Source organism: Okeania sp. SIO2C9, assembly GCF_010672455.1.
Lineage (GTDB): Bacteria > Cyanobacteriota > Cyanobacteriia > Cyanobacteriales > Microcoleaceae > Okeania.
This window is the reverse complement of sequence record NZ_JAAHGO010000010.1, coordinates 94,526-106,617: the sequence shown is the minus strand read 5'-3', so window position 1 is coordinate 106,617 and position 12,092 is coordinate 94,526. Positions and strand designations below refer to the sequence as shown.

At 34.9% G+C, this 12,092-nt stretch carries 20 protein-coding genes; 10 read left to right on the top strand and 10 right to left on the bottom strand.

The window, feature by feature from the left end:
* Together F6K23_RS09335 and F6K23_RS09330 are read right to left on the bottom strand one after the other, a co-directional pair.
* Window positions 1-196 (bottom strand): hypothetical protein (locus tag F6K23_RS09335; protein ID WP_293153775.1); only part of this gene is annotated, 196 nt, incomplete at its 3' end.
* 263 nt (window positions 197-459) lie between these two features.
* The gene (locus F6K23_RS09330) at window positions 460-666 is read right to left on the bottom strand and encodes a hypothetical protein (RefSeq protein ID WP_293153772.1); all 207 of its coding nucleotides are present in this window, start codon (window positions 664-666) and stop codon (window positions 460-462) included.
* Between the two features lie 436 nt (window positions 667-1,102).
* On the opposite strand from F6K23_RS09330, the gene F6K23_RS09325 reads away from it, so the two are divergent.
* Window positions 1,103-1,699: a hypothetical protein gene (locus F6K23_RS09325; protein WP_293153769.1), complete on the top strand. Its 597-nt coding sequence runs from the start codon at window positions 1,103-1,105 to the stop codon at window positions 1,697-1,699.
* Between the two features lie 140 nt (window positions 1,700-1,839).
* Here the strand turns inward: F6K23_RS09325 and F6K23_RS09320 are convergent, their stop codons facing one another.
* Complete coding sequence (locus F6K23_RS09320; RefSeq protein ID WP_293154117.1) at window positions 1,840-2,004, bottom strand: hypothetical protein; 165 nt, start codon at window positions 2,002-2,004, stop codon at window positions 1,840-1,842.
* Window positions 2,005-2,095: 91 nt separating this feature from the next.
* On the opposite strand from F6K23_RS09320, the gene F6K23_RS09315 reads away from it, so the two are divergent.
* Window positions 2,096-2,278, top strand: a complete 183-nt coding sequence (locus F6K23_RS09315; protein ID WP_293153766.1) for a hypothetical protein — start codon at window positions 2,096-2,098, stop codon at window positions 2,276-2,278.
* Window positions 2,279-2,437: 159 nt separating this feature from the next.
* Here the strand turns inward: F6K23_RS09315 and F6K23_RS09310 are convergent, their stop codons facing one another.
* Window positions 2,438-2,620 (bottom strand): hypothetical protein, encoded by a 183-nt coding sequence (locus F6K23_RS09310; protein ID WP_293153763.1) that lies wholly within the window; start codon window positions 2,618-2,620, stop codon window positions 2,438-2,440.
* 289 nt (window positions 2,621-2,909) lie between these two features.
* Complete coding sequence (locus F6K23_RS09305) at window positions 2,910-5,645, bottom strand: valine--tRNA ligase (protein WP_293153760.1); 2,736 nt, start codon at window positions 5,643-5,645, stop codon at window positions 2,910-2,912.
* 668 nt (window positions 5,646-6,313) lie between these two features.
* Between F6K23_RS09305 and F6K23_RS09300 the strand changes: the two genes are divergently transcribed.
* Genes F6K23_RS09300 through F6K23_RS09285 form a run of 4 tightly spaced genes read left to right on the top strand, consistent with a single transcriptional unit; the run spans window position 6,314 to window position 7,049 of the window.
* Window positions 6,314-6,481, top strand: coding sequence for a hypothetical protein (locus F6K23_RS09300; protein WP_293153757.1), 168 nt, complete (start codon window positions 6,314-6,316; stop codon window positions 6,479-6,481).
* 45 nt (window positions 6,482-6,526) lie between these two features.
* Window positions 6,527-6,694, top strand: a complete 168-nt coding sequence (locus F6K23_RS09295; RefSeq protein ID WP_293153754.1) for a hypothetical protein — start codon at window positions 6,527-6,529, stop codon at window positions 6,692-6,694.
* A gap of 45 nt (window positions 6,695-6,739) precedes the next feature.
* On the top strand, window positions 6,740-6,907 hold the full coding sequence (locus tag F6K23_RS09290; RefSeq protein WP_293153751.1) for a hypothetical protein: 168 nt from the start codon (window positions 6,740-6,742) through the stop codon (window positions 6,905-6,907).
* Window positions 6,882-7,049 carry a hypothetical protein gene (locus F6K23_RS09285; protein ID WP_293153751.1) on the top strand — a complete coding sequence of 56 codons (168 nt, stop codon included), beginning with the start codon at window positions 6,882-6,884 and terminating at the stop codon, window positions 7,047-7,049. The genes F6K23_RS09290 and F6K23_RS09285 overlap by 26 nt, the downstream gene beginning before the upstream one ends.
* A gap of 597 nt (window positions 7,050-7,646) precedes the next feature.
* Here F6K23_RS09285 and F6K23_RS09280 read toward each other — a convergent pair.
* Window positions 7,647-8,159: a Uma2 family endonuclease gene (locus tag F6K23_RS09280; protein WP_293153748.1), complete on the bottom strand. Its 513-nt coding sequence runs from the start codon at window positions 8,157-8,159 to the stop codon at window positions 7,647-7,649.
* A 22-nt stretch (window positions 8,160-8,181) separates the two neighbouring features.
* Between F6K23_RS09280 and F6K23_RS09275 the strand changes: the two genes are divergently transcribed.
* Both F6K23_RS09275 and F6K23_RS09270 read left to right on the top strand, forming a co-directional pair.
* Window positions 8,182-8,403, top strand: a complete 222-nt coding sequence (locus tag F6K23_RS09275; RefSeq protein ID WP_293153745.1) for a hypothetical protein — start codon at window positions 8,182-8,184, stop codon at window positions 8,401-8,403.
* A 74-nt stretch (window positions 8,404-8,477) separates the two neighbouring features.
* The gene (locus tag F6K23_RS09270) at window positions 8,478-8,591 is read left to right on the top strand and encodes a PASTA domain-containing protein (protein ID WP_293153742.1); all 114 of its coding nucleotides are present in this window, start codon (window positions 8,478-8,480) and stop codon (window positions 8,589-8,591) included.
* 93 nt (window positions 8,592-8,684) lie between these two features.
* Here the strand turns inward: F6K23_RS09270 and F6K23_RS41660 are convergent, their stop codons facing one another.
* From F6K23_RS41660 to F6K23_RS09260, 3 genes are read right to left on the bottom strand one after another with little or no spacing between them, the layout of a single operon-like run.
* Window positions 8,685-8,960 carry a DUF3368 domain-containing protein gene (locus tag F6K23_RS41660; protein WP_367267668.1) on the bottom strand — a complete coding sequence of 92 codons (276 nt, stop codon included), beginning with the start codon at window positions 8,958-8,960 and terminating at the stop codon, window positions 8,685-8,687.
* 47 nt (window positions 8,961-9,007) lie between these two features.
* Window positions 9,008-9,169 carry a hypothetical protein gene (locus F6K23_RS41655; protein WP_367267667.1) on the bottom strand — a complete coding sequence of 54 codons (162 nt, stop codon included), beginning with the start codon at window positions 9,167-9,169 and terminating at the stop codon, window positions 9,008-9,010.
* The gene (locus F6K23_RS09260; RefSeq protein ID WP_293153739.1) at window positions 9,166-9,411 is read right to left on the bottom strand and encodes a UPF0175 family protein; all 246 of its coding nucleotides are present in this window, start codon (window positions 9,409-9,411) and stop codon (window positions 9,166-9,168) included. Before F6K23_RS09260 ends, F6K23_RS41655 begins: the two co-directional genes overlap by 4 nt.
* A 467-nt stretch (window positions 9,412-9,878) precedes the next feature.
* On the opposite strand from F6K23_RS09260, the gene F6K23_RS09255 reads away from it, so the two are divergent.
* Together F6K23_RS09255 and F6K23_RS09250 are read left to right on the top strand one after the other, a co-directional pair.
* Window positions 9,879-10,622 carry a hypothetical protein gene (locus F6K23_RS09255; protein WP_293153736.1) on the top strand — a complete coding sequence of 248 codons (744 nt, stop codon included), beginning with the start codon at window positions 9,879-9,881 and terminating at the stop codon, window positions 10,620-10,622.
* Window positions 10,623-10,624: 2 nt separating this feature from the next.
* Complete coding sequence (locus F6K23_RS09250; protein WP_293153733.1) at window positions 10,625-11,101, top strand: type II toxin-antitoxin system VapC family toxin; 477 nt, start codon at window positions 10,625-10,627, stop codon at window positions 11,099-11,101.
* A 32-nt stretch (window positions 11,102-11,133) separates the two neighbouring features.
* On the opposite strand, the gene F6K23_RS09245 is transcribed toward F6K23_RS09250, so the two are convergent.
* On the bottom strand, window positions 11,134-12,012 hold the full coding sequence (locus F6K23_RS09245; RefSeq protein ID WP_293153730.1) for a hypothetical protein: 879 nt from the start codon (window positions 12,010-12,012) through the stop codon (window positions 11,134-11,136).
* Window positions 12,013-12,092: the final 80 nt, after the last annotated feature.

Genomic DNA, 12,092 nt, shown 5'->3' with positions numbered 1-12,092 from the left:
CTAAATTATTCTTAGTTTCCTCTACAAAGAGAGCATCAGCCTTCTTAACAAACTCTGGTTTACTTAACCTTTTAGAAGTAGATAAAATCTCTTTTTCTAACTTTCCTAACTTCTTCTCCAACCGAGCAGATAAAGCTTCAATATCTACTACTCCTGATAGTCGTAAGTATGAAACAATTTTAGGACTGTCAAACATACTAAAAATATTGACACAATTATCTCAAATGTAAAATATAAGTCCCAAAAAAGTAGAACAACAGATTTAGGAAAACAATTCATTGAGTTTATAGAAAATCCACTTGTTTAACAACAGAATGGTAAATACCTCTGATTAGCAAAGAAATTTGCTTTCTTTCTTCTCAAAATTAAAAGTTGGGCTAGCTAATAACTAAACCCAAGCAACTATGCCTAATTTGACTTTAGCTGAAGTAAGCGATCGCGTAATATTTATGCCTGCTTTTATGCCTCGACTAAATTATTCTTAGTTTCCTCTACAAAGAGAGCATCAGCCTTCTTAACAAACTCTGGTTTACTTAACCTTTTAGAAGTAGATAAAATCTCTTTTTCTAACTTTCCTAACTTCTTCTCCAACCGAGCAGATAAAGCTTCAATATCTACTACTCCTGATAGTCGTAAGTATGAAACAATTTTAGGACTGTCAAACATACTAAAAATATTGACACAATTATCTCAAATGTAAAATATAAGTCCCAAAAAAGTAGAACAACAGATTTAGGAAAACAATTCATTGAGTTTATAGAAAATCCACTTGTTTAACAACAGAATGGTAAATACCTCTGATTAGCAAAGAAATTTGCTTTCTTTCTTCTCAAAATTAAAAGTTGGGCTAGCTAATAACTAAACCCAAGCAACTATGCCTAATTTGACTTTAGCTGAAGTAAGCGATCGCTCTCTTATGTTCCTACTCCATAAGCTGTATAAGGTCTAACTTCTGGAGGTTGGATTCCCAAGACATAAGAAAGCATTAGTTAGTGCTATTCCGGCAATAGGTTCACTTGCAGTAACTTTTTATGAGAATTATATTAAAGAACCTTCCAGTCAAAGATTGCATGATTTTTCAGATAAATTAGTAGAATATTTATTGATTTTACAGCAAAAAATTGAAGCAGTAAGTTTTGATAATCCTACATTTAAAACAACTTTCAAAAAAGCTATCCGTATTGACGATTGTGAGCATCAGCAAGAAAAATTAGAGGTATTGAGAAATGCAGTTTTAAATTCGGCTATTCCTAACTCTCTTAAAGATGATATTCAAGCAATTTTCCTTAAATGGATTGACGAATTTACTGTGTCTCATATTAGATTGCTCAGAATGCTGCATTATATAGATAATTATAATTACGAAGAATTTTTGGCTAACTTGCAAGATTTAGAAGAAAATCATAGTTTTTATAATCAAATATTAAAACAACTAAATGATAAAGAATTAATTGAGTTGATAGAAGTATATAAAAATTTTAAAGAGGAAAAAAGCCCATTTATCAGTCCAGTTCCTCAACCAATAGTTGCAACATCATTTTCCCTAGCTAATCAAATAGAAGAAATTGACGTAAGAACAGTCAAGTATACCGAAGATATTGACTCAATTATCTCAAATGTAAAATATAAGTCCCAAAAAAGTAGAACAACAGATTTAGGAAAACAATTTATTCAGTTTATAGAAAATCCAATTGTTTAACAACAGAATGATAAATATCTCTGACTAGCAAAGAAATTTGCTTTTTTTATTTTCAAAATAAACGGTTGGGCTAGCTCATAACTAAACCCAACCAAATAAAACTAATTTGATTTTAACTGAAGTAAGTGATCGCGTAATATTTATGCTTGTTTTTCTGCCTCGGCTAAATTATTATTAGTTTCCTCTACAAAGAGAGCATCAGCATTCTTAATAAACTCTGGTTTACTTAACCTTTTAGAAGTAGATAAAATCTCTTTTTCTAACTTTCCTAACTTCTTCTCCAACCGAGCAGATAAAGCTTCAATATCTACTACTCCTGATAGTCGAGAATAGCTAAGTAAAGTAGATAAAACTGAAACTTTTAATACTAAACAAGGAAGCTATAGCTATAAACATATGGTAGAAGGATGTTTTCGTAGATATGTTTGTAACGGTGCATTTATAGCAGCAGCTATTTCTTTAGGTATTCCTATTCAACGTTGTCGTCTGAATAGTCCAAACGTTCATCTAAAAATTTCTCAAGAGTCTGTTAATAAGATGATTAAATATACTGAGTACGATCAAAATGTTATGGATTAAATCAAATGCTAATCCATCAACTGTGTAAGGTCGAACTTCTAATACCTGCATTCCCAAAACAATAATCAAAATTCCTGAATTACTGCCAAATAGAAAAAGTTTTTGCTAGAAATAAATTAAAAGTTGGGCTAGCTAATAACTAAACCCAACCAACTATGCCTAATTTGACTTTAACTGAAGTAGGCGAGCGCGTAATATTTCTGCTTGTTTTTCTGCCTCGGCTAAATTATTCTTAGTTTCCTCTACAAAGAGAGCATCAGCTTTCTTAACAAACTCTGGTTTACTCAATCTTTTAGAAGTAGATAAAATCTCTTTTTCTAACTTTCCTAATTTCTTTTCCAACCGAGCAGATCAAGCTTCAATATCTACCACTCCTGATAGTCGTAAGTATGAAAACAATTTTAGAACTGTCAAACATACTAAAAATATTGACAAAATTATCTCAGATGTTAAATATAACTCCCAAGAAAGTATCACAACAGATTTAGGAAAACAATTTATTCAGTTTATAGAAAATCCACTTGTTTAACAACAGAATGATAAATACCTCTGACTAGCAAAGAAATTTGCTTTCCTTATTCTCAAAATCAAAAGGTTGGGCTAGCTAATAACTAAACCCAACCCAATAAACCTAATTTGACTTTAACTGAAGTAGGCGAGCGCGTAATATTTCTGCTTGTTTTTCTGCCTCAGCTAAATTATTCTTAGTTTCCTCTACAAAGAGAGCATCAGCTTTCTTAACAAACTCTGGTTTACTCAACCTTTTAGAAGTAGATAAAATCTCTTTTTCTAACTTTCCTAATTTCTTTTCCAACCGAGCAGATAAAGCTTCAATATCTACTACTCCTGATAATGGAATTAAAATCTGCACTGTACCAAAAACACCAGCAATAGTTTGACCAACTTCTGCATCAACACTGGGAGTAATATTCAACTTTTCGACCTTAGCTAAATCCTGAATATAAACCTCACCTTTACTCAAAATTTCCCGTTCTTTTTCATTCTCACTCTGCAAAATTGCCGTAATTTTTACCTTTGGTTTAATATCAACCTCAGACCGTAAATTTCTGATAGTCCGAATTACTCCAATTAATAACTCAAACTCCGCTTCCAAATCAGAATTAATTAAAGATTTATCCAACTTCGGATAAGACTGCAAAGCCAAACAATCTTCCTCACCAACTTGATTCAAAGTATGCCAAATTTCTTCGGTAATATGGGGCATAAAAGGATGTAATAATCTTAAAATTCCATCCAAAACATAAGCCAATGTTTGCTGTGCCACTAACTTAGAAATCTCATCCTCACCCTGAAGACGAGACTTAACTAATTCCAGATACCAATCACAAAAATCTCCCCAAATAAATTCATAAAGACCCTTCGCAGCTTCCCCCAAACCATAATTATCTAAATAATCACAAGTTTGCTCTACAACTTGATAGAAACGAGACAAAATCCAACAGTCAACTAACTCTAATTTATCCGCCTCCGGTTCCCCTAATTCTTGAGGAGATTTACCCTCTAATTTCATCATTACAAATCGAGCAGCATTCCAAATTTTATTAGTAAAATTTCGAGACGCTTCAACCGATGCCGACTCATAAGTTTCTCGATTATAATCCATTCTCACATCTTGCCCTGCTCCGGCAGTTTCTCGCATCAAAGTATAACGTAAAGCATCAGTTCCATACTTTTCAACTAACAATAAAGGATCAATACCATTCCCAGCAGATTTAGATTGTTTTTTCCCCTTTTCATCTAACATTAAACCGTGAATATAAACAGTTTCAAACGGCATTTTGCCAGTAAAATGAGTTCCCATCATTGCCATTCTAGCTACCCAGAAAAAGATGATATCAAAACCAGTAGAAAGAGTGCTAGTAGGATAATACTTTGCTAAGTCGGGAGTGTTTTCAGGCCAGCCCAATGTTGAAAACGGCCATAAACCAGATGAAAACCAAGTATCAAGCACATCTGGGTCCTGTTCAATTTTGACATCAGCACCAAATTTTGCTTTTGCTTGCTCCAACGCTTCCGCTTCCGAACGAGCAATAACAAAAGGAGTGTTATCAGCAATTTCCCCATTAGTTTCACTCACCGCATACCAAGCTGGAATTTGATGACCCCACCAAAGTTGTCGGGAAATACACCAGTCCTTAATTTTCACCAACCAGTCGCGATAAACTTTCGTCCAACGTTCCGGAACAAATTTTGGTTGGTTATGTTCATCCAATAATTCCAGCGCTTTATCAGACAACGGTTGAATTTTGACAAACCACTGAGTTGAGAGCAGAGGTTCGACAGGTACTTTACCGCGATCGCTATAAGGAACGCTATGACTATACTCCTCCACCTTAACCAAAACACCCTCTGACTCTAACCGTTTAACAACATTTTTGCGCGCTTCAAAACGGTCTTGACCAACAAACGGTCCGGCGTTTTCATTCAAACTGCCATCCTTATTCATAATATTGATAAATGGCAAATTGTGACGTTTACCCATTTCAAAATCATTGGGGTCGTGAGCAGGGGTAACTTTAACACAACCAGTACCAAATTCAAGGTCAACCAACTCATCCGCAATAATAGGTATTTCCCGTTCCATTATTGGTAGGGTGAGAGTTTTGCCAATGAGATTTTTGTAGCGGTCGTCATTGGGGTTAACCGCGACACCAGTATCTCCCAACATTGTTTCCGGACGAGTAGTAGCGACTTCCACATAACCACTGCCATCGGTAAGAGGGTAACGAAAATGCCAGAGGTTGCCATTAACTTCTTTATTTTCAACTTCCAAGTCAGAAATAGCAGACTGACTAGCTGGACACCAGTTGACTAGATAGTTACCGCGATAGATGAGACCTTCTTCGTAGAGACGCATAAACGCTTCGATAACAGCTTTTGATAAGCCTTTATCTAGAGTAAAACGTTCGCGAGTCCAGTCTGTAGAAACTCCCAAACGACGTAGTTGGTTAACGATAGTACCGCCAGACTCAGCTTTCCATTCCCAAGCGCGTTCCAGAAATTTCTCCCGCCCAATATCATAGCGGGTTTTGCCTTCCGTTTTTAGTTGGCGTTCCAGAATAGTTTGTACACCGATACTAGCGTGGTCAGTACCGGGGAGGTAGAGAGCGTTGTCGCCACGCATCCGATGGTAACGAATGAGAGCGTCAATGAGGGAATTGTTAAAAGCATGACCTGCATGGAGGCGCCCTGTAACGTTAGGTGGGGGGATGACAATGCAGTAGGGGTCCCCTGGGTGGTTGGGGTCAGCTTTGAAAGTATTGTTTTCTTCCCAATATTTCTGCCATTTCGCCTCGGTTGAGAATGCGTCGTATTTGCTTGGTAATTCTGGTATGGTTTTGGTCATAGATAATATGGATTATTTGGACTGTTTAATTGTCCTTAACTTCCCTTCGGGGAAGTCCCGCGCTCTCCCGCAGGGGAGCGTCGTATGGTCAAGCCAGGGCCAAGATTCGGATACCTTCATCAGCTAAACGTTCATATGCCCTTGACAAGCTAGGTACATTTTGTTATCGTAAGGTCCAACACAGGGGGAGGACATCACCTCTGTCTAAACAGCGGTCAGGGTTTCCCAGACTGAAGAATCCCTATTTTTCCCGTAAGGGCAACGTCGGGAGTATGTCAATATTGTGCCATAATTTATAGGTCATTTCAGTTATCAGTTATCAAAAGCTAAAACTTAAAATTATACCATCTCCCCTTGAATATTTATAAATAAGGGAGTAGGGAAATTTGTTCTGGATAAGTTTTTTGGCGATGGTGCATTGTAATGATGGTCTATTATCAAGGACAAAAGCAGTGGGAGCATCTTGCTCCTATGCTCGTATCTTGCTCCCATGCTCATATCTTGCTCCCATGCTCATATCTTGCTCCCATTTTTTGCATGAAAGTAGCGTTCTTAACATCCATTCTGCAGCTATATCGCTATCTTTCGGGATTATGGATGTTCTATTTACTATTGTCCAATAGTTATTACTCTGCTGAAAAAGCGATCGCTATCTTTGGCGATTATTGATGTTCTATTTACTATTGTCCAATAGTTATTGCTCTGCTGAAAAAGCGATCGCTGTGTTTGGCGATTATGGATGTTCTATTTACTATTGTCCAATAGTTATTACTCTGCTGAAAAAGCGATCGCTATCTTTGGTGATTATGGATGTTCTATTTACTATTGTCCAATAGTTATTACTCTACTGAAAAAGCGATCGCTATCTTTGGTGATGATTGATGTTCTATTTACTATTGTCCAATAGTTATTACTCTACTGAAAAAGCGATCGCTATCTTTGGTGATTATGGATGTTCTATTTACTATTGTCCAATAGTTATTACTCTACTGAAAAAGCGATCGCTATCTTTCGCGATTATGGATGTTCTATTTACTATTGTCCAATAGTTATTACTCTACCTCCAAAGTGATCGCTATCTTTCGGGATTATGGATGTTCTATTTACTATTGTCCAATAGTTATTACTCTACTGAAAAAGCGATCGCTATCTTTCGCGATTATGGATGTTCTATTTACTATTGTCCAATAGTTATTACTCTGCTGAAAAAGCGATCGCTATCTTTCGGGATTATGGATGTTCTATTTACTATTGTCCAATAGTTATTACTCTACTGAAAAAGCGATCGCTATCTTTCGGGATTATGGATGTTCTATTTACTATTGTCCAATAGTTATTACTCTGCTGAAAAAGCGATCGCTATCTTTCGGGATTATGGATGTTCTATTTACTATTGTCCAATAGTTATTACTGTGCTGATTAAATCTCAAAGCTTTTACAGGTAAAATTTTCAGCCTTTTTCTGTCAAACATTGATGTTCTATTCCGTTTTAGGGAGAGGTAATTATCAATTATCAATTATTGAAAGCAGTTTCCGCACATTATGAAGTACATATGCGGAGCAAGTGCGGCAGCGATATACTTTCATGCAACAAAGCCATTATTAATTGTTGAATATAGCACTACAAATTTAAAGTGTTATATCATGTCTGGATAATTAGTGATAAAAAAACTTTCTCCTTCAACTCCAGTTCTTCTTCTTCCTTCTTCTTTCTTACCTCCTAACTCCTGACTCTTGAGGACTCCATCGTTATTTATTTATAACTGTTCAACCGGACATGATATTAGAGCATTGATAAAATTGAAATCCTTTACCTACAAAGTTTTGGTAGTCCCAATCGCGTAATGGTATACAGCAAAAAAGAATATCTGGCACGGGAGCAAGATGCTCCCACTGTTCTCGTAACAAATATTGCCGGACAATACATGACCATTAAAATGCACCACCGCTAAAGTTTTGACTTAAGCTGTTTGCGGAGCATTCCGTAGGAAATCCTGAACGCTATATCAAAACCTCATCATAAATGTCAGTCATTGTTAAAGTTAACCCCACCGACTTTAATTCTAAACAATCTTCTTTTCCTAAACTTTCCCTAGACCAATAACCATTATCTGACGGACGATAAACTTCTACTTTCATTTCTGTTTGAGAAACCAATACATACTCTTGCAAACTTGCTAAACTTTGATAATTCAACCGTTTTTCTCGTCGGTCTAAATCTTGAGTAGAAGGAGAAAGTAGCTCAACAATTAAACAAGGATAACTCTTGTAATATTTTTCTATATCTTGGGGGTCGCAAGTTACCATCACATCCGGATAATAAAAAATATCCGAGCTATTTTCGGCAATGGCAATTTTAACTTTCATATCTGCAATAAAAGTTTTACATCCGCTGCCGCGTAAATTCAAACGCAAAAAACTAGCAATATTTAACGAAATGCGGTTATGTTCCTCACTACCACCAGACATAGCGAATATTTGACCGCCGAGATATTCATGGCGAATGGGACTCATTTTTTCCCCTTCCAGATAATTTGTGCTTGAAATAAATGCAGTTGCTAATTCCATAGTTATTCCTCAATGTTATAAGGATGTAGTAGATTTTCTCCCACTTACAACAGAAGTTATGAACAAAGCTGCTGATTTTTGGGCTGAAGCACGCCATTTCAGTTATCAGTTATCAGTACCTCTAATATCTGGACTTTTGAAAATATTTGTGGGAGAATATGCTCAAAATTGTTGGGATATGAAATTTTAGTTTGTAAATAAGGTTGGCGATCGCTCTAATATTAAAAGCTATCTTTTTGTTGATATTTAATTAGAAATTAATTGATGATTCCTGCAGCACAACAACTTCCCGACTTAACAGGAAAAACTAAATCAGAAGCTCTCACTATTTTGTCAAATTATGGGTTTCAATTTCAAACACAAACTAGGGTTGGTTAAATAGACTTATTTTAATTTTGACGTATGATTAGCGATCGCTCCTTCCCAAACCAAGCAGATTTTAGAAACGATCGCTATTAAACCAACACAAATTCACTCCCCAGCAAATTGTAAAACCGTATTATAGAGACTAACGCTAATCCGAAAATTATTTTCAGAAATCAACCGATCCAAAATTGGCTTAATTTCTAAAATCAAACCTTTTCTCTTAGCTTCCTGCAATACAGTTAACAACCCACTTATTTTCCTGACTCCCAACTCCAAAGCTACCCTTCTTCCTCTGCGTCCATCTATCAGCAACAAATCTGCATCCAGTTCTAAAGCTAAAATAATTGCTTCTGCTTCTCCTATATCTAAATCAACCTGCAACTCCTCAACTTCTTGGCGATTTTCAACTGTCCGATTTTCAATCCGATCTAAAGTTTGAACCTCAACCGTACCTGGTATTGCTCTAAAGAAGCCATTTCATCATAAACTGCTTGAGGAATAATGACGCGATCGTAAAGTTGATGAAGAAGTTCCAAAGCTCCCACTGCTGACAAATTAGTCATAGGTGAAGTATCACTGACAACAATCATAACCTACCCATTTCCTGCAAAGTTTTAATATCCTCTTCAAACTCCTCAACATCATAATGGATGCAAATACCGCGTTCAGCAATTTCTCGCTGAAACTCTAATAAATTAATTCCAGCTAAACGACGAGCTTTACCAATACTAATTTTATCTTGTTGAAATAACATAATGGCAATTTCTAACTTTAATTGTGCTTCAGACATTTTAGCTGCTCTCAGCACGTCATCAGGAATAACCACACTCATTTTTTTCTTACCTCCTTTTGATTCTGGAATAGTGCAAATAGACTGATATAGATTTTAACATATTATTAGCGATCGCTCCCTAGAGCTAGACACTGATTATGGCACGGATGTACAGATGATCTTGGGGGTCGGTTTGACGCTCGCTTCTACCTTTTTATTTATATATGTCAATAGGTTGATAGTCTCAATCAAATAAGACAACTTATTCAAGTATTGATGCTAATATCACATCTATTGCTGATATAATAGCTACAAAACCAAGAAATAAAACTGCTCTATTTAATATTTTAACTTCAGCATCTCTGAGGTCAGCTAATTCTGTAATTTACTCGTTCCAAATTGCAATTAAGGAACGTCTATAATGTTCTTAATAGATATAATACATTTTTTAAAATATTGTAATTTATGGCAACAGCGGTATAAAATAGAATAATCATAGTTTAGTGTCTTTGAAGGAGAAAAATAAAATGCTTAATGGACTAACTTCACAGCAAGAAATAGAAGCTCTTAAAAGGACGGAAGACAATATTGAGAAAGTAAAATCGTTTTTAGAAAATTGTATTTCTCCTAATTCATTAACTGATGAAGTACAGGAGTTTTTTCGAGAAGTTGCTGCTCTCAAAGGTCAGAGTGCAGAGGCAACTTTACAGGAGATGATGGCAGGTACGAGAAAATATTTGGAGGCAATTAATACAGAAATTGAATTTAAAAATGATATCCCTAAAGATATAAATAAGTATGTGGATAAGATAGAGAAATTAGCTGCTGGTATTGAGTCTTGTTGGGATATATTTTCAGGAGAAAGTCGTCAATATTTTAGAAAAATAGCTTATAGTTTTACTGAGGCAAGTTCTAAATGTAACGGATGGCAAGGTTTGTTAATTAGATTGAGATTAATTTTGCCTTCCCTACAAAAAAAAGAAGATTTATTTAGTAAGTATCAAAAGTCTTTTTTGATAATTCCAAAAGCTGTAGCTAAAGCAATTGAATTGAGAAAGTCAAAATCTACTTCTAAGTTATGGGAGAAAGGTCAATATTTGTTAAATAAGGCAACAGAAATAGATAATTCAGAAAAAGGAATTTTATTACCATATTTGAAACATTTGGGGCGTACTCCTGAAGAGCAACTAGAGAAAAACCAAGGTGCTATGGCTTGGGCAAAAGCCAGAATGGAAGAAATTAAAAAAGAGTACAATGGAGAGAATTTATAGTTATGATTGTAATTTTAGATTCAGGAGTGCTTGGTTTACTTGCTAGCTCAGTTAAAGATATTTCTCAAACGAAATATAGTGAAATTTCCCAATGTAATGAATGGCTATATGAGCTATTAGCTAAAAGTATATATGTAGTAACTTCTCAAATTTCTGATTATGAAGTTAGACGGGAATTAATTCGGATTAAAAGTAAAAGTCTACAAAGATTAGATAGTCTTAAGGATGTAGTAGATTTTCTCCCACTTACAACAGAAGTTATGAACAAAGCTGCTGAGTTTTGGGCTGAGGCACGTCAAAATCATATCCCGACAACTGATAATCAAAATATTGATGCAGATATGATTATTTCTGCTCAATGGAATATTCTTTGTCAAGAAGCTCCTGGTCAAGGAATATATGTTGCTACTACTAATCTTAAACACTTGAAAATATTTGTGGGAGAGAATGCTAAAAATTGGCGGGATATTAAATTTTAGTTTTTTAATTCAACAACTAAAAATATTATTTATTATTCATCAGGAAAAAGAGATAATTGGGTTCCTGGCGGTGGAGATGGAGGTATAACTTCAATAACTTTTTTAATAGTGTACTGACTGGAGATTAATTTTCCACCATGATCATATTTAGAGACAATTTTAACTATTGCTTTTATTGATGCACGAGGAAAGATAAAAACATCTCCATTTCTAAAAGATTGCAACCATTCTAAGTCAGCGATCTTTGCCTCTATCCTTCTTTTTTCATGTTTAAACTCCCATTTTGATTCTCCAAGGTAGTCAGGTTTTTTGACTTTTAAAATCATTGTTAATTCATTTTCTATAACTTCTTTGAACAACAATTTTTCCTTGGATTCTTCAGAAAGATAAAAATGGCGGTTAACAGGAAAAGTTGACTTTTTAATTAAGTAAAATAACTGATCTGATTTTTTAAGTTCAGAACTGGCTTTGCAAAATTTATCTATATTTGATAATAACTCTTTGTCGCTTGGTGCTGTATAAATACCCAAAGGATTACTTTCAGTTTCTGGTGGTGATTCTTTTAGTATTTCTTGTAACTCTAATATTTCAGAACGATTATTTATTGTATTTCTATCATTCATGAATTTAATAATATCAAGCTTTCCTCTTCCCAGATATGAACAAATAGATTTAACATTTATTTTTTGGTTAGGATCAACAGGATTTAAAATGTTTTTGAACCAAACAATAAATGAACCTTGCTCTATATTCTCTAATACTAAAGTAGACTCAATTTCAACATCAAGATATTTTATTAAAGTATTATCTGTTACTTTGGAAAATTCTATGAGTCCCAACATAGCACGAAACACTCTTTCAGGGTCTTCTGTATCTCTTGCAAAATCAATTTTATAACCAAAATCTGCCATTATTTATATTGACTATCTCCACTTAAAAACTTCTAGAAAAATTCTATTTATATTAATACGAAACTTTAGGAAAAAAAAAG

Coding starts and splice junctions, on each gene's coding strand:
- F6K23_RS09330 (WP_293153772.1), bottom strand. CDS start 666: ATGTTTGACAGTCCTAAAATTGTTTCATACTTACGACTATCAGGAGTA.
- F6K23_RS09315 (WP_293153766.1), top strand. CDS start 2,096: ATGGTAGAAGGATGTTTTCGTAGATATGTTTGTAACGGTGCATTTATA.
- F6K23_RS09305 (WP_293153760.1), bottom strand. CDS start 5,645: ATGACCAAAACCATACCAGAATTACCAAGCAAATACGACGCATTCTCA.
- F6K23_RS09300 (WP_293153757.1), top strand. CDS start 6,314: ATGTTCTATTTACTATTGTCCAATAGTTATTGCTCTGCTGAAAAAGCG.
- F6K23_RS09295 (WP_293153754.1), top strand. CDS start 6,527: ATGTTCTATTTACTATTGTCCAATAGTTATTACTCTACTGAAAAAGCG.
- F6K23_RS09290 (WP_293153751.1), top strand. CDS start 6,740: ATGTTCTATTTACTATTGTCCAATAGTTATTACTCTACTGAAAAAGCG.
- F6K23_RS09285 (WP_293153751.1), top strand. CDS start 6,882: ATGTTCTATTTACTATTGTCCAATAGTTATTACTCTACTGAAAAAGCG.
- F6K23_RS09280 (WP_293153748.1), bottom strand. CDS start 8,159: ATGAGTCCCATTCGCCATGAATATCTCGGCGGTCAAATATTCGCTATG.
- F6K23_RS09270 (WP_293153742.1), top strand. CDS start 8,478: ATGATTCCTGCAGCACAACAACTTCCCGACTTAACAGGAAAAACTAAA.
- F6K23_RS41655 (WP_367267667.1), bottom strand. CDS start 9,169: ATGATTGTTGTCAGTGATACTTCACCTATGACTAATTTGTCAGCAGTG.
- F6K23_RS09260 (WP_293153739.1), bottom strand. CDS start 9,411: ATGAGTGTGGTTATTCCTGATGACGTGCTGAGAGCAGCTAAAATGTCT.
- F6K23_RS09255 (WP_293153736.1), top strand. CDS start 9,879: ATGCTTAATGGACTAACTTCACAGCAAGAAATAGAAGCTCTTAAAAGG.
- F6K23_RS09250 (WP_293153733.1), top strand. CDS start 10,625: ATGATTGTAATTTTAGATTCAGGAGTGCTTGGTTTACTTGCTAGCTCA.
- F6K23_RS09245 (WP_293153730.1), bottom strand. CDS start 12,012: ATGGCAGATTTTGGTTATAAAATTGATTTTGCAAGAGATACAGAAGAC.